This window comes from Serratia sp. HMSC15F11, from assembly GCF_001808215.1.
GTDB classification, from domain to species: domain Bacteria; phylum Pseudomonadota; class Gammaproteobacteria; order Enterobacterales; family Enterobacteriaceae; genus Serratia; species Serratia nevei.
Genome location: NZ_KV792509.1, coordinates 43,440 through 63,662 on the forward strand (window position 1 = coordinate 43,440; position 20,223 = coordinate 63,662).

Below are 20,223 nucleotides of genomic sequence, written 5' to 3' on the forward strand. Positions count from 1 at the left end.
CATGAGAGACGAGTGCATTCAGGCGATCACCGCCGCATCACAGCGACCACTTACCGCCGCAGAAATAAAAGGGATTGAAGACCGCATCGTGAAAAATATGCGCAACCTCGCGCGTAACGATCCAGCCTCATGGCGCAATCTTAGCGAAGCGGAGCGCATGCAGCGCGCCGGGCAGATGGCGGCCGATGAATTGCAGCGAGAAGCTGCACTGAAAAAGCGGCGTGTTGCTTTAACCATTGCCGCGCGCCAGCGCCTTGATAACTACATCAACAGCTACCAAGGCAAGGATGGAAAGCTCGAGGCGCTAAACCGCACCATAGCTTTTCACGCGGACGGCAAGGCGAATTTTCTTTCCGTTGAGTCGAGAACTAAGGCGACCCGCGATTATGCTCTGAGCCAGCTGGAGGAGCTTTTCGAAGCTATCGATCCGCGCTTCTTCCAGCTTTTCGAGGACAATCAAGGCGTGCGTGATCTGGTCTACGAGATGCGCGGGCAGGAAACAGGAAATCAGCGGGCGAAAAGAGGCGCCGAAGCGTGGCGACGTGTCGCAGAACTGCTGCGCCAGCGCTTCAACGATGCCGGCGGCGATGTAGGGTTCCTGGAGGATTGGGGGCTGCCGCAGCATCATTCCATGGAGAAGGTGGGCAAGGCGTCACAGGATGAATGGGTGGGCTTTGTCGTTGGGAAACTCGACCGCAATAAATATGTGAAAGAAAACGGCGAGATGATGAATGATGCGGAGCTTGCCGCGTTCCTGGGCGACGCCTACAAAACTATCGCCACTGGAGGTATGAACAAGCTTGGCGATAGCGGGCTGCGGGTTTCCGGCGCTCGGGCAAATCGCGGGAGTGCTGAACGGCAGATTCATTTTCGTGATGCCGAAACCTACCTCGAATACCAGCAGCGCTTTGGCGAAAAATCGATGTGGGATATTTTGGTAAATCACATTGATGGCGTGAGCAAGGATATCGCGCTGGTGGAAACCTACGGGCCCAACCCCGATCACGTATTCCGGTCTCTGCTGGATCAGCTGACCAGCGAGACAGCAAAGGCAAACCCGCAGCGGTCAGGGCGTATTAATCGCCTGCGTAACAGTACCGAGAGCCTTTACAATTTTGTTGCCGGAAAAACGCAACCCATCGCGAACCCACATATCGCGCGCTGGTCGGATAACGTCCGAAACTGGCTTGTTGCAACGCGGCTCGGATCGGCGCTGATCTCTTCACTTTCGGATAATGGCACGATGTACCTTACCGCCAAAGTGAACAACCTGCCCATGGCGCAGCTGCTGCGTAACCAGCTGGCAGCCATGAACCCGGCGAACAAAGAAGAGCTGCGGCTCGCGCGCGGTGCTGGCCTGTCGATGGAAACCCTGATCGGCAGCGTGAACCGCTGGGCGACCGACAACATGGGCCCGTCGGCGTCACGCTGGACGGCCAACGCGGTTATGCGCGCCAGCGGCCTGTCTGCCTGGTCGGATGCCCATAAACGTGCCTATGGCGTCACTATGATGGGCGGCGTTGGTAATCTGGTGCGCCAGCACGGCAGCCTTGGGAAAATTGCTGCTGATGATGGCCGGATCCTCAAAAGCAAAGGGATTACAGATCGCGACTGGAGCATTTGGCGCTTGGCCGAACAAGAGGATTGGGGGAACGGTAATACAACCATGCTCACCCCGGAAAGCATCATGCGTATTCCGAATGAAAAACTCGAGGCATTTGGTAACCCGGAGCGTGTGAAGTTCGAGGCGATGCGCAAGCTTCTCGCCACGGTTTCCGAAGAAGTCGACATGGCGGTGATCTCGCCTGGCGCGCGCGAGCGGATGATTGCCGGCGCCGGCATGCAACGAGGGACCGTATCAGGAGAGCTTCGGCGCAGCCTTTTCCTGTTCAAATCCTTCCCAATCTCCGTGATGATGCGCCATTGGTCGCGTGCTATGGGAATGCCATCGGCCGGCGGACGCGCCGCGTATCTCGCGACGTTTTTGGCCAGCACGACGATCTTGGGGGCAATGTCTCAGCAGATCAGCGACATGATTGCGGGTAAAAATCCCCGTGAAGCTTTCGGCGACCAATCATTTAAGTTCTGGATGAATGCGTTGCTAAAAGGTGGGGGGCTTGGACTTTACGGGGACTTTTTCTTTTCTGACCACACTAAGTATGGGTCTGGTGCCTTGGCTTCAATGCTCGGCCCTGTGGCCGGTTTGGTTGATGATGCCATTAAACTGGCGCAAGGCGTCCCGCTTAATGCTGTCGAGGGAAAACCAGAACAGACTGGCGGCGATACTGTGAAATTTGTGAAAGGCCTCATTCCTGGACAAAACCTGTGGTACACAAAAGCCGTTTTGGATCATATGATATTCAACCAGATGCAAGAGTATTTCTCCCCTGGGTATTTGCGCCGCATGGAGAAGCGCTCACGTAAAGAGTTCAACCAAACATACTGGTGGCGCCCACAAGATAGGCTGCCGCAATAACCAATGGGGGTAAAATGGCCAATCCGGTATCGTATTTAATATTCTTCCTAGTTGCCTGGGCTTTCTTTAACTTCATTGAAAGCAGGCCGAAAGTCGGTGATATAGTGGGGAAAGCCTTTAAATATGTTTTTAGTTTTATTTGGCCAATCGCACTTCTGTTCGGTTCATATGTTTATGTTGAAAAAAACGAAATCACTGGGGCGTTTATTCTCGGCGCAATAGCATTAGCTTTAACGATACCATGCACCGTGATTGCCTCTGATGATCCTGGCAAGAAATGGTCAGAAATTAAAAAGTTCTTCAACAGGTAAACAGTCAGGAAACCGACCAACCACCCGCCACATCATAGCCCCATGACAACCTTGGGGCTTTTTTATGCACAACGATTACAAAACCCGCCTTACCGCGCTGAGCGACAAGTTAACCGACGTCGTGCTCGAGGAAGCCGATCCGGATACCTGGCCGGGCGCCGACAAACCACTCGACAAACACACGAAGCAGGAGCGCGGCGATCGCTATTGGTGCAAGAAGAACGCGGCGGCGTCGCTCACGCTCCTGGTGAAGGTACATTCGCTGATCGGCATGCACACGCGCGGCGGCACGCCGAAAGACGGCGACGAGCCGGACGACGAGGCGTTTCGCCTTGGGCAGCAGGTATCCGCCGCTGAGCGCGCGGCGCAGGAAGTTATCGAGCGCCTACAGCAGCGGAAAAAATGATCTCGTTCGTCGCCTTTTTCATCATGTGGGCGGAGCGGATGGGGTGGGATGTTCCCGACTGCCATTACCGTGCCTGCCACTGGCTCGAGCACCGCGGCGATCTGGCGGTGCTTCGCTGTTTCCGTGGCTTCGGTAAATCCACCATTTTGGCGGTGTATAACGCCTGGCGGTATTACCAGAATCGCCAATACCGAATCCTGCACCAGTCGGAGGCTGACGGCACGGCGTACAAGACCAGCCGCGACACGCAGAACGTGCTGCGCAATCACCCGCTGACGCGCGGAATGCTGCCGGACGGGCAGGGAACCGTCGAACAGTGGTGGGTTAACGGCTCGCTGGATATGCGTAACGGCAGCATGTACGCGAAGGGCATTCTGTCGAACGTCACCTCAGCCCGCGCCGACGAGTGCCAAAACGATGACGTCGAAGTCCCGCGAAACATCCAGACGCCGGAGGCGCGCGAGAAACTGCGCTACCGCCTCGGAGAGCAAACGCACATCCTCGTCCCCGGCGGTCGTAAGCTGTTCATCGGCACGCCGCACACCCACGACAGCCTATACGATGAGGTCGAAGCCATGGGCGCCGACTGCCTGACGATCAAGCTTTTTGAGAAAGAGCACCGCATCGATGAAAAACAGGCGACGGTGCGCAGCTACGCGCTGCCGTTCCGGCCGGAATACGTCTTTGTCGGCATCCACATCGGCGCGCGTCTGCTCGCCGAGGGTGTCGAATATCAGCTGACGGCTACCGGGATCACCTTCGCTGAGCCGCCGGGAACGACGGTGGACTGCTACGCCGAATGTGCATGGCCAGAGCGGTTCACGCCGGCCGAGATGGAGAAGCGCCGGCAGGAAACGCGCACGGTCAACGAGTGGGACAGCCAGTATCAGCTGCACAGTAAACCGATCGGCGAATCCCGCCTCGACCCTGAACGCATCCGCGAGTACAACGTGCAGCCGGAAATCCGGTACGCGAACCGCACAGCCTCGATGTGGCTGGGCAGCCAGCAGATTGTCGGTGCAGTCGCCTGGTGGGACGTGGCCACCGGTAAAGCAAAAGCGGATGCCAGCGCCTTTTCTCTGGTGCTGACCGACTCACGCGGCCACCTGTACTGGCATGTGTGCCAGGAGCTGATCGGCGATCTGGCTGAGTTCGACGAGCGCGACAAAATCACCGGCGGCCAGGTGGTGCAGATCCGCGAGCTGGTGATCCGGTACCAGATACCGCAGGTAGTGGTAGAGGTAAACGGCCCCGGTAGCTTCGCCGGCAAGCTGCTCCGCCAGGCACTGAAAGGTACCGGCTGCGGCGTTCGTGAGGAGTTCACCATAACCAACAAACAAAAACGCATCCTCGACGCGTTTGAGGCGCCGTTGTCGTCCCGTTTCCTCTGGGCGCATAGCGACGTTCTCGACGGCCCGGCCTACGACCAAATGCGAGATTTCAACCCGGCGGTGACCAACCAGCCGGACGACTTTATCGACTCTGGTGCGGGGGCTATCAGCGAAACGCCGGTGCGCATCGGCAAATTGGTCGGGAAACCGACCGCTCAGGGGCGGGAAGATTGGCAGCCAACAGATGGCGATCATGAGGTCGCAGTGGACTATTAAAACCGAGGCTGCCTTATGTCGGTACCTAACCAGACCCCATACAACATTTACACGGCCAACGGCCTGACAACTGTTTTCCCCTACGAATTTTACCTGCTGAATGCCGGTGATTTAGCTGTTTACCTCAACGGCTCAGTAATCACCTCCGGCTATACGATTTCTGGCGTGGGTAACGTTGATGGTGGCGAGGTTCTATTCCTAACGCCACCAGATAATGGCGCAACCGTAATGCTGGAGAGAGCAATTCCAACCTACCGCCTGACCGATTACCAGGACAATGGCGATCTGCTGGCTGATACCGTAAACAAGGATTTCGATCGGCTGTGGATGGCTATTCAGCAGGCATTTATCTATCTTGGCCTTGCGCTTACACGCCCATTGCTCGGTGGCCCATTTAATGCAAAAGGATACCGGATTGAAAACCTTGGCGATCCAGTTAATGAAAACGATGCAGCAACCAAGCGCTATGTAAAACAGCATTCAGAAAGCCTGTTCAACCGCACGCTGAGGGTAGGGGAGAATCATGTAACACAGATCCCCCCTGTAGCCGTTCGTAAAAATAAGGTGCTCGCTTTCAATGAGCAGGGCAACCCAATAGCAGTTCTTCCGGGAAGCGGAACCGCAACTGATGTAATGATTGAGCTGGCTAAGCCTACTGGCTCGAGTCTGATCGGCCACAATGGAACTACGGTAGGGCAAGCACTAGATGACGTGGAATTCACTAAATATATTCCTAGCATCTACTACGGCTCATTTTTCGAAAACGTATCAAATGCAGTAAACATCGTAACATCTCACGACGGAATTACTTTTAGCGATCCAATTCGCCTAAAAAATCCCAATGGTGATTTGTTGCGGGCCCGAGACCCTTCGCTTGTTTTCTATAATGGCATGTGGTTAATGGCTACAACTGCAAACACTCCTGGTTCAGTTGACCTGATTATTTATTCAAGCCTTGACCTTGTTAGTTGGGTAGCCAACCCGATAAGGCTTAACGGCGATAATGCTATTTGCAGCAATACCGCTCCATGGGATGGTGGAACTGTGCCCGCATCGCTGCTGTGGGCCGGGGAGCTCATAGTTGACAATAAGACCGGAAGGCTACATCTGGTTATTAGTATCCTGTTGGGAACTGACGGCACTAACGGTACAGGCCGGATGTTCGGAACGTATATATCAGAACTAAATGATTTATCAGGACTGAAATTTAGTGTTCCTGTTAGGGTGTCATGTGTAGATCATGACGGAGGGTTTAATAAATATAGCCGTATTGATGCAACCATAGCTTACGATGATGTTAATAATCGTTACCTCATGGCTGTTAAACGCGAAAACTACGGGATTATTGATATATTCTCTAGTTCAGCAATATCTGGCGGATACAGCTATATAAACTCAATTTCTGGTTTACAGAATACAGACGCAGGGAGTGGATATTTCAGGCGTTCATCTGTCGAAGGCCCCGCTCTATACCGCATGAAGGATGGCCATACATGGGTTGTTGCATTTGACCCGAACGACACATTCGACGGAATTTTATACGTTTCATCCAGCGATGGGTTCGCTACATTGTCAGTACCTAAAAAGCTTGAGATGGCAAGGTTCCGTCATGGTTCTATCACTGCCGGTGTGGGGCTTCCTCCTCAGGCGATAAAGAATTTAGAGGATGTGAGAAATGGAATTAGTGGGTATTCAGCACTAACACAAATTCCCCTAAATTTTGTTAAGCTGACAGAAAGTTGCTCAATTATACCTCGCTCAGATACTGTGTACTGGAGTGATACGGATATAACGGTAACGCTAGTTGCTCCAAATACAATTAGTGGGAATATGAATTACCCGCGTAGGTTTTATTTTTGCTTGCGAACAAACTCACGCCTTATCAAAATGAGAATATCTGGTGCCGTTTCCGGGGGGGTGTGGGATATTGGTTGGGGCGTCAATAGTGACCGTCTAATTGAGTTTTTCTATGAAAATCTAAATAACGTTTATCGTAGTGAAGCTATGGGCGCTGTTTCATATACACAGACCCGACTAAAAGCTGATACCGGTACTAACTCTATTAATGCATCTTCTGTTACTTGGGCTCCTCGTCATGCTAAAACTTACGTAATAACAGATGGTGACGGGACAATGATAATTAACGCATTACCTAACATGCCTGTTGGAACGTATTTCAATATTGTTATTCAGTCTGGCACAAACTCGTTTGTTGGATTGATTTTAAAAGCGGCTGTTAACGGTAATAACATGGGGATGCCGACAGATTGGACGTATAACGGGGGTGGTTCAAATTACGACGGAAAAATAATTAGATTGGAAAAGGGCAGTGACCTGTGGTTTGCCACTCGATAAAAATCAAAACCTCTTGGTTATTACTGAACTGAGGGTGGGGTATGAAAATGGAAAAGTTAACGACAGGTCTTTCTTATGGCGCCTCTGGTGGTGGCGCTGCATTCTGGTTTACTAAGCTGCTGGATGGTTACTCACCTGATCAGTGGGCAGCTATTGGCGTTCTTGGCGGTCTTTTTTTCGCCTTCCTCACCTGGCTGATGAACCTGTATTTCAAGATTCGCGAAGATCGACGCCGCGAACGCATGGGGAGGATTGCCGATGAGCAAGCTGAATAAAACCGGTGCCGCCGGTGCTGTCTGTTCTGTAGCGGTAATCATCGGCCTGGTGCTGTCGAGTGGCGAAGTGAAGACCAGCCACGCTGGGCTTGAGCTGATCGGCAATGCAGAGGGCTGCCGCCGAGACCCGTACAAATGCCCGGCAGATGTGTGGACTGACGGCATCGGCAACACGCATGGCGTTAAACAAGGCGTGCGCAAAACCGATCAGCAGATCGCTGCGGACTGGCAAAAGAACATCCTTGTGGCTGAGCGGTGCGTTACTCGCTACGCCGCCGGTGACAAGCTGCGGCAGGGTGCATTCGATGCGGCGGTGAGCATCACCTTTAACGTCGGTTGCACGGCAATGCAGACGTCGACAATGTTCCGTCTGTTTCGTCAGGGGGATGTGGCGGCCGCCTGCGAGCAGTTCCCTCGCTGGGTGTATGCCGGCGGCGTAAAGCTAAACGGCCTGGTGATCCGCCGTGACAAGGAGCGCGCGTTATGTCTGGCAAAATAACATCTGCGGTGGTGATCCTGCTGGCGCTGGCATCCATTGCTGGCGCTGGCGCCTGGCTGGCAGCTCGACACTACCAGCCAACGATTGACCGGCTTAACGATGCGCTGACGCAATGCCGCGATACCGGCAGGCAGCAGGCGGCGACGATCGACAGCCAGAACGCTGGCATAACGGCACTGCAGCGTGAACAAGCCGAGAGAGAGGCCAAGGCCAAGGCTGATCAGGAAAAAGCCCGCGAGCAGGCCCGTGGCGATTATGAAAAGGCCAATGCGGTGATGGCAGAGCGAACTACTGGCGAGGTGTGTGCAGCGGCGTCTGCTGCGTTTGACGCAGAGCTGCGCCAGGAGCGTGCACAATGAAAAAGCTGATCGTGGTTTCTGTTCTGGCATTGGCCAGCTGCTCCAGTACTCCGCCGGCGCCGTCATATGTCGAAGTAAAAGTTCCGATCGCTGTACCATGCAAAACTGCCGATGTGGCACGACCGGCGTTCGCTGTTGACCAATTGCCGATCGGTGCAGCTATCGACGTACAAATGCGAGCGCTGCGCGCTGAACGTCATCAACGTATTGGGTATGAGCGCGAATTACTGGCGGCGAATGAGGCATGTAAGTAGAATTTTGCAGGTCACTATTCGCGGTAAGTTATTGATTGATAGTGACTGAAAATGTCGTTTTTTGTGGTGTAATGTAGTATATTAATTAAGCTGTATTTAATTTAACTATTTGATTTTTATTTTATTTGTTTGCTTGGTTGCTTCTTTTGGCGAGAAACAGGTGTACGGTCATAATTAATAATGCTGCCAGCTAGGAGAGAAACAGTGACACGGCGGTGCAAAGGCACGGCAATGCCATAACGAAAACTGAATAAGGGGGCGATTATGACACAAGTTTGCATAGCTGCGTATGTGTATGGCGTGGTGCAGGGGGTCGGGTTCCGCTATTCCACCCAGCGGCAGGCCGAGGCGCTGGGGGTGACCGGCTATGCGCGCAACCTTGATGACGGCAGCGTTCAGGTGGTGGCCTGCGGCACGCAGGCGCAGGTGGACACGCTGGTGGCGTGGTTGAAACAGGGCGGCCCGCGCAGCGCGCGCGTCGAGCGCGTGCTGGTGGAGCCGCAGGGCGTGGTCGATTACGCCGGGTTTGGCATTCGCTATTGAATACCCGCCGGTAGCGGCGCTGCGGGCAGAGCGGTCAGATGCATTTTACCGGTTTCGGCAATCCGGCGATCTTGGTGGCTTGTTTAGCCGGCCCCTTCGGGAACAGGCGATACAGATAGCGGCTGTTGCCTTTTTCTTCGCCGTATTTTTGCGCCATGGCCTTGACCAGCATGCGAATCGCCGGGGAGGTGTTAAATTCCTGATAGAAGTCGCGCACGAAGCGTACCACTTCCCAGTGTGCTTCGGTGAGCACGATCTCTTCCTGTGCCGCCAGCAGTGGCGCCAGCCCTTCATGCCAGTCGGCGCTGTTTTTCAGATAGCCCTGCGCGTCAGTGTCGATAACCTGACCTTCAAACTCCAACATACTGCCTCGATAACGGATAATTCGGAACGGCCGCCAGTTTAGCAAATTTTTTCGGCCGCAAAAAACAAAGCCCCGCCGGAGCGGGGCCAGGAAGGCATGCGTAACGTGCGATCAGTTGCTGCGGGCGAAGCCCAGAATGCTCAACAGGCTGATGAACATGTTGTAGAGCGACACGTACAGGCTAACGGTGGCGCGAATGTAGTTGGTCTCGCCGCCGTGAATGATGTTGCTGGTTTCCCACAGGATCGCGCCGGCGGAGAACAGGATGAACAGCGCGCTGATAGCCAGGTGCAGGGCAGGGATCTGCAGGAACAGGTTGGCGATCACCGCCACCAGCAGCACCACAAAACCGGCCATCATCATGCCGGACAGGAACGACATGTCTTTACGGGTGGTCAGCACGTACGCCGAGCAGCAGAAGAAGACGGCTGCGGTGCCGCCCAGCGCCAGCATGATCAGGTCGCCCGCGCCGGCGTTCAGGAACGAACTGAGGATCGGGCCGAGGGCGTATCCCATGAAACCGGTCAGCGCGAAAGCCGCCAGAATGCCCGCCGGGCTGTTGGCCAGTTTATGGGTCAGGAACATCAGGCCATAGAAACCGACCAGCATCAGCAGCAGACCCGGCGCCGGCAGACCCAGCATCGTGCTGGCGGTTGCGGTCAGGGCTGAGAAGGCCAGGGTCAGGGATAACAGGAAATAGGTGTTGCGCAGGACTTTATGCGTGCTGAGCAGCGAGTCGCGCGAAGAAGATGAGACGACAATGCGGTCCATAATGCTCTCTCTTATCAAGCCATCACAAAATAATGCCGATAATAGGCAGCGCAAGCGCTTGATTAAAGTTTGTTTACCAATCTTTACCCTTAGTTATCATTACGGCAACAGCGAGGGGATGAGGTGCGCGTTTGTTCACCGTTTGCTGCACCTTCGCCGGTTTTTCGCGCGGTTGAACGCGCCCGGGCTTTACAAGTGAATGAGGTCTGTTTATAGTGCGCGTCGTTGCGGAGGGGTGGCCGAGTGGCTGAAGGCAACGGTCTTGAAAACCGTCGACGGGAAACCGTTCCAGAGTTCGAATCTCTGCTCCTCCGCCATACATTCTGACCCCGTGCTCTCTGAGCACGGGGTTTTTTGCTTTTGCGTGCGCAGAAACTGGGGCGCTTTTGCAGGAAACGCGATCGGCTATTGATAAGGGCCACGCATCGGTGAGATTATGCGGTCATCAAGGTTGGCTGCCCGGATGCCTGCTGCTGTCAGGCGCTGCCGGGGTGATAATCAACGCCACCTTATCAATTTCGCTTAATGCTCGTATGGAGACAGAGATGAACTGGTATCAAGTCGCCCTATGGACCATGATATTTTTGAAGTCCGGCGCTTTCCTGGTGTTCGTGTGGTGGTGGATGTTCAAACGCGCGACCAAACCCTATGTGCGCCCGCAAGACGTCGTGGTGGACGATAAGCCGTATGATGAGAACCTCACCATGGAAGAGGTGATGAAGAATCACGGCATTGTCCGCACGGATATGTCGGTAAAATAGCCCCTCCCCAATCGGTATCTGGGGCGTGTTTGCCATAAACGCGCCCTTTGTGCTGTTTCGCTGTCTCTCCATTACATTCTGTTTTCACGTTAACGGCATAGCGTGACCGGGAAAAGCACGCCATGAACGATGTACGCATCCTGCCGAACTTTACGCATCGAAAAAATGCCGTTCTTAATGCCGAGAGAGAGCATGGGGATTTCTTTGATCAGCTCATCCGGTGCGTTGTCGTCGGGGGTTTTGCTGATTTCTCGGTGGGTAGTCATGTAAAACCCGTGAGCTAACCTCCTTATATCAAAGTTTATTTTTCTATCCAGGCTGTAGGTTTTTTCTCTCACGGTAATGTCCCCGCGCTGCACGATCATGGCATGGTGTTCGTCATAGATGAATAAACTGCCCGTCACTTTTAATTCCAGGTCATCGCCTGAAGCTAATCGTTTTTTAGTTATCGTATCGGCCTGGCAATTCATATGCACTGGTGCTGCGGGCGTTAAAACGCGGAACAGGACAATGAAGAGGATCACTGTCAAAAATCCGATAGTCAGTATTTTGGGATTGTGCAATACGGCCATTTATTTTCCGTTGAGAATTTTGTAGGTGACACACTGGGTATATTGATCTTGCGAACTGAAATAACACACACCAAGAAAGGTGTTATAAGTCAACGTGTGCTTTACGGAGGAGAAATAGATATCCGCCTTGCTGTTGATGCAATCGACGCCGCTGCTCTCTAACGCTTGGTTAACCATGCTTTTTTCCAGGTTGTCATCAATATGCTTGTTCGCATCCAGAGAATACAAGGTGCAGTGGTCTTTTTTTCCTAGCGGAACTAACTTTTCTCTCGGTTGATCGGGCGGTTCAATAGGATAGAACGTCGCGACGAACAACAGCGGAATAAATACGCCGCAGATAGCGGTAATAGCGCTAATCTTTGCCTTCTTCTGCGGTGACGTGATATGAGATCCGGCAACCGGCGGGGGAGGCGAAAGCGGCTCTGATGTGGAAGAGGGCGGCGTTTCGTTCACGGTTATCTGCGGTGATGGATAAATATCAATCATGGCGGTAAAGCAAAAACCGACTTTTGCCAGGGTCTTTATGGGGGCGGTTTCTCTCCCCAGCAGTTTGAATGCTTTCCTTATTTCACTGACGGCCACGTTGAGGCTGATCGATGAGCCTGAAAAACCATACTCTTCCCATACCTTTTTTATCAACATCTCACGTTTCAATGGGATATTCGGATGAGTCAGCATTTCAATTAACAGGCGTGAAGCCGGGTTGGATATCCGTATCGATGACTCATCATTGTCAATGAGTTGGAGACGACACGCGTTTGCGTCATAGATAACGCAGAGGTCGATAATATATTTCATGTATTCAGGTTTTTATAATGATATAGGCTTCCAGTTCGCGGCTAGTATTTAGTGAAACTTCGGAGAGGTCAAGGTTCCGGGCGGAAAACATAAACAATTCAGGGCTTTTTTTATTTTTTCGGCGAACGAAATGTACGGTGGATTACCCTCTTGCCGGTCTTTTTTGGTGTTAAATTCTGAAAATATAATATTTTGTAGATTATAATCATTAAAATTTGCGTTAATAAAAATAATGTTCCTGTTGTTAATGGTTTGATGCAGAATTATCTTAGTGTTTTAAGGCACCGGTTTACGTGCCAGTCGCTTATTGTTTGCTCCGAACGGCAATGCGAATTTTCCAAGAAAACGGCGGGTATTTAGTGCAAGGTATCGCCGTTGTCCTTAGCCATGGATGGAGGAAGTATGCTCAGTATCGGTATCGTATCTGAAAACATCTTTTTCAGAGAGGCGATAAAAAGAATATTGATGCCAAGGATTTTTCATAAAGATCACGTTATTGCCTACTACGACGATCTGCCTTTGGCTATGGGGCGTAATTGCCACGATATTCTGAACGTCGATGATGCGGTAAAAAGCATGCTGCGCTTCAGCATGGCGATGACATTATTGTCTGCTATTCATGGCGTAAAGGTTTTTTTGACGACGGAAGAAAAGCGCCGTCTGTTATTTCGTTCCGTCTCGCGTGATGTGGTTGTGCTCGATAAAAAAATCAGTATCCCCGGTATGAGTAAAGAGTTTTCTTTTCTGGTGGATAAGGTCACGCAGCACTCTGCATTAAATGGAGACGTTGAGGGCGGAACGGTTCGCAATACGAAAAATCGCCTGACGGAAAGTGAGGTGGAAACGCTCCATTTGCTTTCCTTCGGTTATACGGTGACTCAGGTTTCCCGAATTCTTGATAAAAGCGTAAAAACGGTCAGCACGCAGAAATGCAGTGCATTACGCAAAATGGGATTGAAAAATCGAGTGCACAACTTATTGGAGATTTCATCCGGTTTCTCGGAGGTTATCTAGAAGTCGTTATGTTCACCGCTTTCATTACCGGCTGATGAATAACGCTATGGCTTGATTTTATAAAAACAGGAATGTGTTCGCCCTTTTGCCTCTGTATTACGGGGAGGGATTATTTCATCCCGCCGGCAGCGGCCGTTTTTTATTTATTCCCTCAAACCAAACTGTTATGGAGTTTTATCTCATGATGAAGAAGATGCTTTCTGTTGCAATCATGGCGGCTGCGGTCGCTGCGCCAGTGGCTTTTGCTGAAGACAATTCCGCCGGTGGCGTCATTAACTTTACCGGCGCCATTACCGACACCACCTGTACGATTAACGGCGGCAAGAGCGCGGATTTCACCGTAGCGCTGAGCCCGATCTCGGTGACTGACGCGGGTAACACCGTTGGGCCAATCACCAAAAACAAGAAGTCCTTCTCGCTGACCTTCTCCGGCTGTTCGCCGGCGGCCGGTACCGCAGGCACCCCGCTGAAAATCTACTTCTCCTCGGCGGATAACATCTCGACCGACGGCAAATATTTGCTGAACAACTCGGTCAACGAGAACGACGCTTCCGTCGCGAAGAACGTGGGCTTCTCTCTGGCGGAAACCGGTTCTTCCACCCCCATCCAGCTGAACGTGCCTTATGTCACCGACATCATGGGCGACAAAGCGGCACCGGATTCAGAAACCCTGACGTTGGACGCGTACTACTACAAAACTAACGCCGAAGCGGCAAAAGTGGGCGCTCTGAGCTCCAACGTGACTTACACCATTTCTTACCTGTAATCGCGCTGACAGCCAGGCCCTTGATGGGCCTGGCCACCCGGGGGAACGATGAAAAAATACATGATGATAGCGGCGTTGTTGCTCGGTTCCGTTGGTGCCCAGGCCAATGTGGTGGTTAACGGGACGCGGGTGATCTACCCGGCAAACAACAAGGATGTGATTGTCCAACTGCTGAATAACGGCGCCGATCCCTCACTGGTTCAGGCCTGGATCGACGACGGCGATATCAATTCCACCCCGGAAACCGCTAACGTGCCGTTTTTGCTGTCGCCGCCGGTGGTGAAAGTGAACGGCAACAGCGGGCAGCAGCTGCGCATTCAGAAAGTCGGCGCCGCATTGGCGGCGGATCGCGAATCGGTGTTCTATCTCAACGTGCTGGATATCCCGCCGACGCCGGAAAACCTCCAGGGCACCAATACCCTGCAGTTGGCGATCAAGTCACGCATCAAGCTGTTCTACCGCCCGCAGACGCTAACCCGCGGCGTAGAAAACGCGATGGAAAAACTGACGCTGCAAGCCAATGGTAAAGGGTTCAACGTCATCAACAACAGCCCGTATTTCATCACGGTAGCGAATATCGGCCAGGGTACGGACAAGCATCTGCTGGTTGATTCGCTGATGGTCGCGCCGTTTTCCACCCAGTTTGCTGCCAGTAAACGATCGGTCAGTAAAAACGTCCGTTATGACCTGATGTATATCGACGATCTGGGGGCTTACAAGTCTAAAGCCATCACCGCACACTAACCTGAAAGAACAACAATGAAGCTGAATAAAAAAGTCCTCTCGCTGCTGACCGCCTCTTCATTCTTGTTGCCGGATACGGCCTGGGCGGTGACGTTCGATACTTCGCTGTTGGCCGGCGAATCACGCGATTCCGATCTCTCGCGTTTTTACCTCAATAATGACATGCCTGCCGGCCGGCAGGAGATTGATGTGTATGTCAACCATGACTGGAAAGGGCGCTATGCGCTGCTGTTTGGCACGCAGCGCGACGATATCCAAATCGACTACCAGGATGCGCAGCGGCTGGGCATCGATCTGAGTCAGTTGCCGAGGCCCCAGGCACCGTTGACGACGCTGTCGATCGCCACGCTGGTACAGGGTGGGCGGTTCGATATGGACGTCGGTGCGCTGAGCCTGCGGCTGACGGTGCCGCAGGCGCGGGTCAACCGGTCGGAGGCGGGATACGTGGATCCGGCCTTCTGGAATCGCGGCATCTCCGCATTGACGCTGGCTTACAACGCGACGTACTACCACGCCGAGGCGCGCGGCGACGGCAATCACAGAAATAATGACGATTTTTATACCGGGTTGGAATCCGGGATCAATCTGGCCGGCTGGCAATTTCGCGACAGCAGCAGCTTTCGCCACGGCAGTGGGCGAGGGAGCCACTGGCAGAACAACACGCGCTACCTGCAGCGCGGCTTCGCCGACATCAAATCCAACCTGATCGCCGGTGATTTTTATTCGCCGGGGGATCTGTTCGACTCGGTACGCATCCGCGGGGTGGCGCTGGCGTCGGACATCAGCATGCGTCCCAACTCGCAGCAGGGCTTTTCACCGGTCGTGCGGGGCGTGGCGCAAACCAACGCCCTGGTGAAAGTGATGCAGAACGGCAACGTGATCTACCAGGAAAACGTGCCGCCGGGCGCCTTTACCCTCGACAGCATTCAGCCGACCGGCTCGGCGGGCGATCTGTGGGTGACGGTCAAAGAGGCGGATGGGCGCGAACAGTCGTTCAGCGTGCCGTTTTCCGCCGTACCCAACATGTTGAAACAGGGTGTCAGCCAATACAGCGTGCTGGCCGGCAAGGTGAACGAAAGCAATACCGATTACGATCCCGGCTTTGTGCAGGGTACCCTGCAGTACGGTTTCAACAACCTGGTGACCGGTTATGCCGGCAGCATTTTGAGCGACGACTATCAGGCCTGGCTGCTCGGCAGTGGCTGGAACCTGCCGATAGGGGCGGTGTCCATCGATCTGACGCATGCCGATACCCGTCTGAAAAACCGCCGTGAAAGCGGGCAGAGTTTCCGTATTGCCTACAGTAAATTTCTCGACGTCACCGCGACCAACTTCACGCTGGCGGCCTACCGTTACTCCACCCGCGGTTACTACAGCTTTACCGACGCCATTTACTCCAATGACGGCTACCGCCAACTGGAACGGCAGTTTGACCGCTGGCGCGACGAGGAGGGCGTGTCCGAACTGGATATGAACACCTGGGACGCGCTGCGTTCCGCTCGGCCGAAAAATACTTTTACGCTTAACCTGAACCAGCGTCTTAACGAAGGGTGGGGCACGCTGTTCTTCTCCGGTTCCCAGCGCGATTACTGGACGGCCAACGCGAAAAGCCGCGAATACCAGCTGGGATACTCCAACAATCTGGGGCGTGTCAGCTACTCCGTTTCCGCCAGTCGGGTGCGTAATAGCCAGCGTGAGGAAGAAACGCGTTATTACCTGTCGTTCAGCCTGCCGCTGTCGGTGTTCGACAACAACGCCTATCTCAGCACCGGCCTGTCGGTGACGGACTCTCACTATCAGCAAAGCACGGTCAGCCTGAGCGGCAACGCGTTGGAATCCAACCGCCTGAGCTACTCGCTGAGCGGTAGCAATCGCAGCGGCGGAGACAACATGGCCGGCCTCAATGCGGCCTATCGCACCCGCCTCTCGACGCTCGGCGTCTCCTACAGCGAAGGCAACGATTATCGCCAGAGCGGCCTCAGCGCGCGCGGCAGCCTGGTGGCGATCCCCTGGCATGTGCTGGCGTCGAACGAAATCGGCAACACCATGACGGTGGTCGAAGCGCCGCAGGCCGAAGGGCTGATGGTCAACGGCGACGAAAGCATTGTGACCAACGCGCAGGGCCTGGCGCTGGTGCCTTATGCTACGCCGTACCGGCAAAATTCGATCACGCTGTCGGATACCGGCCACAGCAGCGGGGCGGAAATCAGCGGCAACGTTGCCAACCACGTGCCGTACTACGGTGCGGTCAGCTACCTGAAATTCGAGACTGACCCACGTCGGCCATTCCAGCTGCGAGCGCAGCGCGCCGATGGCGCACCGTTGCCGTTCGGTGCCGAAGTGCTGGATGAAAGCGGCCGATCGATAGGCTTTGTCGGCCAGGCCAGCGTGCTGTACCTGCGCGCCGAACAGCCGCCGACGGCGTTAACGGTACAACTGCGCGACGGCCGTTGCCGCATCGCCAAACCGACTCTGGCGCTCGACGCGTCGCCCGGCGTTTGCCGCTAATACAGGATAACCAAACCTATGATCAGGCTGATTTTTTTGCTGCTGCTGTCTGGGCTGTTCAGCGGCTATAGCTATGCTTCCTGCTATGGCAAAGGGGTGGAGTTTGCGTCGCCGATTTTCGTCGATCTCTCCGATAAGCTGAGCGCCAATACGCCGGTATGGGAGGCGCAATACAATACCCAGTACACCGGCACCTTTAACTGCAGCAAGTCCAAAAGCAACTTTTCCTACACCATCAAACTTCCGACGAAAGACTCGCAGGCCGCTATTTTCGGTTTTAACGATGGCCAACAGTGGGTCCGCGCAGAAATCACCCACAAGATAAGTGACAGAACGTTGAGGGGGCGAGGGGAACACTCTGCTTCAGAATTAAATTCCCCGATGACCATTCGTTATTCTCTGGTGCAAAAGCCTAAGGATGGGCGGGTGGTACCGGGCGATACACTGATGCTCGATGATGCTTTAATGGTGAGTGATGTGACCGGCATCGGCATACTGGAGTTACCGTTTTGGCTGCTGGAGCAGGTGGGGAAACTGCTCACTTGGTTGCTTACCGGCAATTGGCCTTATGAAGATCGCGATATGTATGGCCAGCCGATGAACATCAAGTACGCGCCGAAAACCACCACCTGCCGTTTTGACAACGCCGGCCTGACGGTCAGATTGCCCAAAATGGGCGTGGCGCAGGTGCTGAGTAACAATCAACCCGGCTACACGCCGTTCTCGCTGAACATCAGCTGCCAGAACATGCAGCAGGAAGGCATCGCCGATCGCGCCGTTGAGATGTTCCTGTCCAGCAATAATCTGCTGGCCTCCGACGCCAGCGTGTTGACCAATGCCAATGCGGGCGGGGCGCAAGGGGTGGGGCTGCGCCTGGTCAAGCGCGACATGCCGAGTTCACCGGTGGTACTGTCGCCTTCCAACGTCGATCGCGGCAGCGCCACCTCACTGTTTCACGTCGCCGCCGGCGGCAGCCTGAACAGTCACTTCATCATCGGCATGGGGGCTTATTATTACCCTTATCAGCGCGATGGCGTCACACAGGGGGAAATCAACACCTCGGCCACGTTGAACATCATCTATCCCTGAGAGGCTCGGGCTCGGAATAACCGGTGCGCAACCTGCTTCGCTCACCGGTGTTCCGTCGGGCGTTCGAAAATATGCGCGCCGGCACCCTGTTGGCCCCAAATATCGTTTGGGTTGCGCAGCGGGCAGTCGGTGAGCGACAGGCAGCCGCAGCCGATGCAGCTGTCGAGATAGTCGCGCAGCACCGTCAGCCGCTGAATGCGCTCATCCAGGGTTTTGCGCCAGGCGGAGGACAAAATTCCCCATTGTTCGGCGGTCAGCTTGCTGCCGGTGGGAAAGCGGCCCAGCGTGGCGCGGATCTCCTCCAGCGGAATGCCCGCGCTTTGCGCGATCTTGATCACCGCGATGTAGCGCAACACCACCGGCGTGTAGCGGCGCTGGTTACCGGCGTTGCGCGTTGCCTGAATCAGCCCCTTGCTTTCGTAAAAGTGCAGCGCGGATACCGCCACGCCGCTGCGCTTCGCCACTTCCCCCACGGTCAAAAGCCGATAGGTGTCAATCGGTTCATTTCTTGCCATTCCATGTTCCTCAGCTTGACCTCAAGTTAACCTGAGGTTTTATAGTGCAGCCAGCCGGGCTTGGCAACCGGCATCTCTCGTCACCTGCCTGCGCTGCGTCGCGGGAAGGATGGCTTTGGCTGTAAAATCAGGAAGAAACCGTTACATGATGAAACGATACCTCATTATTGCCGCGCTGCTGGCGGCGCTTGCCGTCGCTGCCGTTGCGATGCGATCCACCGCGCGGCAAAACGAAGGCGCGCCGGCCTATCCGCCGGTGAAAGTGGCGCTGGCGCCCGCCCTGCGTGAACAGGCGGCGCGCAGTTACGCCGGCGTGGGCGAGCTGGAGGCGGCCAGCCAGGTGGCAGTGGCGGCGGAGACCAGCGGCCGCATCACGCGCATTCTGTTCGAATCCGGCCAAACGGTGCGGCAGGGACAGCTGCTGGTGCAGCTCAACGATGCGGTCGAGCAGGCTGAGCTGGTGCGCCTGCAGGCGCAATTGCGCAATGCCGATCTGCTGTTGGCGCGCATGCGCAAGCTGATGAACCTCAACGCCACCGCGCGGCAACAGCTGGACGATGCGCTGGCCGAACGGGATATGGCGCTCGGTGCGGTGCAGGAAACGCAGGCCAAAATCGCGCAAAAGGCGATCCGCGCGCCGTTCGCCGGCACCATCGGCATTCGCCGCGTGCATGAAGGGCAATACCTCAACGCCGCCGACGCGGTGGCGAACCTGGTGGACGCCGATACGCTGCGCGTCAATTTCTCGCTGGACGAACAAAGCGGCGCCGGGCTGGCGCTGGGGCAGGCGGTGTCGGTGCAGGTTGGGGCGTATCCCGATCGCGCTTTCCCCGCCGCCATTACCGCTATCGACCCGATGATCGGCAAATCCCGCACCGTGCAGGTGCAGGCGACGTTGACCAACCGCCAGGGGGTGCTGAAGGCCGGAATGTACGCCGGCATTCGCGTCACGCAGCAGCAGCGCGTGGCGGTGTTGACGGTGCCGGAAACGGCGCTGACCTACACGGCCTACGGCGATACCGTGTTCCTGGCGCAGCAGGGTGAAAAGGGCATGACGGTCAAACGCGTTTCGGTCGCCGTGGGTGAGCGCAACGACGGGCGCGTCGAGATCGTCAGCGGCCTGCAGGAAGGCGATCGGGTGGTGACCTCGGGCCAGCTCAAGCTGAGCGACGGCATGGCGGCCGAGCCGGTGGCGCAGGATACGTTGAACGCCGCCCAGGCCGGTTCTTGAGGAGA

General features: G+C 54.8%; 22 protein-coding genes and 1 tRNA gene. 18 read left to right on the forward strand and 5 right to left on the reverse strand.

Going from position 1 to position 20,223, the window contains the following annotated elements; translation table 11 throughout:
• Position 1 precedes the first annotated feature (1 nt).
• From HMPREF3138_RS23705 to yccX, 10 genes are all read left to right on the forward strand, one after another.
• Positions 2–2,476, forward strand: coding sequence for a hypothetical protein (locus HMPREF3138_RS23705; RefSeq protein ID WP_070559417.1), 2,475 nt, complete (start codon positions 2–4; stop codon positions 2,474–2,476).
• A gap of 14 nt (positions 2,477–2,490) precedes the next feature.
• A complete protein-coding gene (locus HMPREF3138_RS23710) occupies positions 2,491–2,787 on the forward strand; it encodes a hypothetical protein (protein WP_070559419.1) in 297 nt (98 codons plus the stop codon).
• Positions 2,788–2,851: 64 nt separating this feature from the next.
• The gene (locus HMPREF3138_RS23715; protein ID WP_060433328.1) at positions 2,852–3,193 is read left to right on the forward strand and encodes a hypothetical protein; all 342 of its coding nucleotides are present in this window, start codon (positions 2,852–2,854) and stop codon (positions 3,191–3,193) included.
• Positions 3,190–4,800: a phage terminase large subunit gene (gene terL, locus HMPREF3138_RS23720; protein ID WP_070559421.1), complete on the forward strand. Its 1,611-nt coding sequence runs from the start codon at positions 3,190–3,192 to the stop codon at positions 4,798–4,800. Before HMPREF3138_RS23715 ends, terL begins: the two co-directional genes overlap by 4 nt.
• A gap of 15 nt (positions 4,801–4,815) precedes the next feature.
• Positions 4,816–7,155: a phage tail fiber domain-containing protein gene (locus tag HMPREF3138_RS26795; RefSeq protein ID WP_083301508.1), complete on the forward strand. Its 2,340-nt coding sequence runs from the start codon at positions 4,816–4,818 to the stop codon at positions 7,153–7,155.
• Positions 7,156–7,196: 41 nt separating this feature from the next.
• Positions 7,197–7,430 carry a class II holin family protein gene (locus HMPREF3138_RS23730; RefSeq protein ID WP_070559425.1) on the forward strand — a complete coding sequence of 78 codons (234 nt, stop codon included), beginning with the start codon at positions 7,197–7,199 and terminating at the stop codon, positions 7,428–7,430.
• Positions 7,414–7,929, forward strand: a complete 516-nt coding sequence (locus HMPREF3138_RS23735; protein ID WP_070559426.1) for a lysozyme — start codon at positions 7,414–7,416, stop codon at positions 7,927–7,929. The genes HMPREF3138_RS23730 and HMPREF3138_RS23735 overlap by 17 nt, the downstream gene beginning before the upstream one ends.
• Positions 7,914–8,288 (forward strand): hypothetical protein, encoded by a 375-nt coding sequence (locus HMPREF3138_RS23740; RefSeq protein WP_070559427.1) that lies wholly within the window; start codon positions 7,914–7,916, stop codon positions 8,286–8,288. The genes HMPREF3138_RS23735 and HMPREF3138_RS23740 overlap by 16 nt, the downstream gene beginning before the upstream one ends.
• Positions 8,285–8,542, forward strand: coding sequence for a hypothetical protein (locus tag HMPREF3138_RS23745; protein WP_019456261.1), 258 nt, complete (start codon positions 8,285–8,287; stop codon positions 8,540–8,542). The genes HMPREF3138_RS23740 and HMPREF3138_RS23745 overlap by 4 nt, the downstream gene beginning before the upstream one ends.
• Positions 8,543–8,806: 264 nt before the next feature.
• A complete protein-coding gene (yccX, locus tag HMPREF3138_RS23750) occupies positions 8,807–9,085 on the forward strand; it encodes an acylphosphatase (RefSeq protein WP_038875257.1) in 279 nt (92 codons plus the stop codon).
• 34 nt (positions 9,086–9,119) lie between these two features.
• Here yccX and tusE read toward each other — a convergent pair whose 3' ends face one another.
• Both tusE and yccA read right to left on the reverse strand, forming a co-directional pair.
• Complete coding sequence (gene tusE / locus HMPREF3138_RS23755) at positions 9,120–9,449, reverse strand: sulfurtransferase TusE (RefSeq protein WP_004928095.1); 330 nt, start codon at positions 9,447–9,449, stop codon at positions 9,120–9,122.
• Between the two features lie 111 nt (positions 9,450–9,560).
• Positions 9,561–10,220, reverse strand: coding sequence for an FtsH protease modulator YccA (yccA, locus tag HMPREF3138_RS23760; protein ID WP_004928091.1), 660 nt, complete (start codon positions 10,218–10,220; stop codon positions 9,561–9,563).
• Positions 10,221–10,449: 229 nt separating this feature from the next.
• Between yccA and HMPREF3138_RS23770 the strand changes: the two genes are divergently transcribed.
• A tRNA-Ser gene (locus tag HMPREF3138_RS23770) sits at positions 10,450–10,537 on the forward strand.
• Between the two features lie 228 nt (positions 10,538–10,765).
• Positions 10,766–10,981, forward strand: a complete 216-nt coding sequence (locus HMPREF3138_RS23775) for a hypothetical protein (RefSeq protein WP_038875263.1) — start codon at positions 10,766–10,768, stop codon at positions 10,979–10,981.
• 89 nt (positions 10,982–11,070) lie between these two features.
• On the opposite strand, the gene HMPREF3138_RS23780 is transcribed toward HMPREF3138_RS23775, so the two are convergent.
• Both HMPREF3138_RS23780 and HMPREF3138_RS23785 read right to left on the reverse strand, forming a co-directional pair.
• Entirely contained in the window at positions 11,071–11,553 is a 483-nt protein-coding gene (locus HMPREF3138_RS23780) for a hypothetical protein (protein WP_038875266.1), read from the reverse strand.
• Positions 11,554–12,351 carry a winged helix-turn-helix domain-containing protein gene (locus HMPREF3138_RS23785; protein ID WP_049193791.1) on the reverse strand — a complete coding sequence of 266 codons (798 nt, stop codon included), beginning with the start codon at positions 12,349–12,351 and terminating at the stop codon, positions 11,554–11,556.
• Positions 12,352–12,753: 402 nt separating this feature from the next.
• Here HMPREF3138_RS23785 and HMPREF3138_RS23790 point away from each other — a divergent pair, with 402 nt between their 5' ends.
• From HMPREF3138_RS23790 to HMPREF3138_RS23810, 5 genes are all read left to right on the forward strand, one after another.
• On the forward strand, positions 12,754–13,365 hold the full coding sequence (locus HMPREF3138_RS23790; protein WP_038875268.1) for a response regulator transcription factor: 612 nt from the start codon (positions 12,754–12,756) through the stop codon (positions 13,363–13,365).
• 181 nt (positions 13,366–13,546) lie between these two features.
• Entirely contained in the window at positions 13,547–14,131 is a 585-nt protein-coding gene (locus HMPREF3138_RS23795; RefSeq protein ID WP_038875270.1) for a fimbrial protein, read from the forward strand.
• A gap of 48 nt (positions 14,132–14,179) precedes the next feature.
• Positions 14,180–14,875 (forward strand): fimbrial biogenesis chaperone, encoded by a 696-nt coding sequence (locus HMPREF3138_RS23800; protein WP_038875272.1) that lies wholly within the window; start codon positions 14,180–14,182, stop codon positions 14,873–14,875.
• A gap of 15 nt (positions 14,876–14,890) precedes the next feature.
• Complete coding sequence (locus HMPREF3138_RS23805; protein ID WP_038875275.1) at positions 14,891–17,383, forward strand: fimbria/pilus outer membrane usher protein; 2,493 nt, start codon at positions 14,891–14,893, stop codon at positions 17,381–17,383.
• A gap of 18 nt (positions 17,384–17,401) precedes the next feature.
• The gene (locus tag HMPREF3138_RS23810) at positions 17,402–18,472 is read left to right on the forward strand and encodes a fimbrial protein (protein WP_038875277.1); all 1,071 of its coding nucleotides are present in this window, start codon (positions 17,402–17,404) and stop codon (positions 18,470–18,472) included.
• A gap of 41 nt (positions 18,473–18,513) precedes the next feature.
• On the opposite strand, the gene soxR is transcribed toward HMPREF3138_RS23810, so the two are convergent.
• A complete protein-coding gene (gene soxR / locus HMPREF3138_RS23815) occupies positions 18,514–18,987 on the reverse strand; it encodes a redox-sensitive transcriptional activator SoxR (protein ID WP_038875279.1) in 474 nt (157 codons plus the stop codon).
• 145 nt (positions 18,988–19,132) lie between these two features.
• Between soxR and HMPREF3138_RS23820 the strand changes: the two genes are divergently transcribed.
• Positions 19,133–20,218, forward strand: coding sequence for an efflux RND transporter periplasmic adaptor subunit (locus HMPREF3138_RS23820; protein WP_038875282.1), 1,086 nt, complete (start codon positions 19,133–19,135; stop codon positions 20,216–20,218).
• The last annotated feature ends 5 nt before the right edge of the window (positions 20,219–20,223 follow it).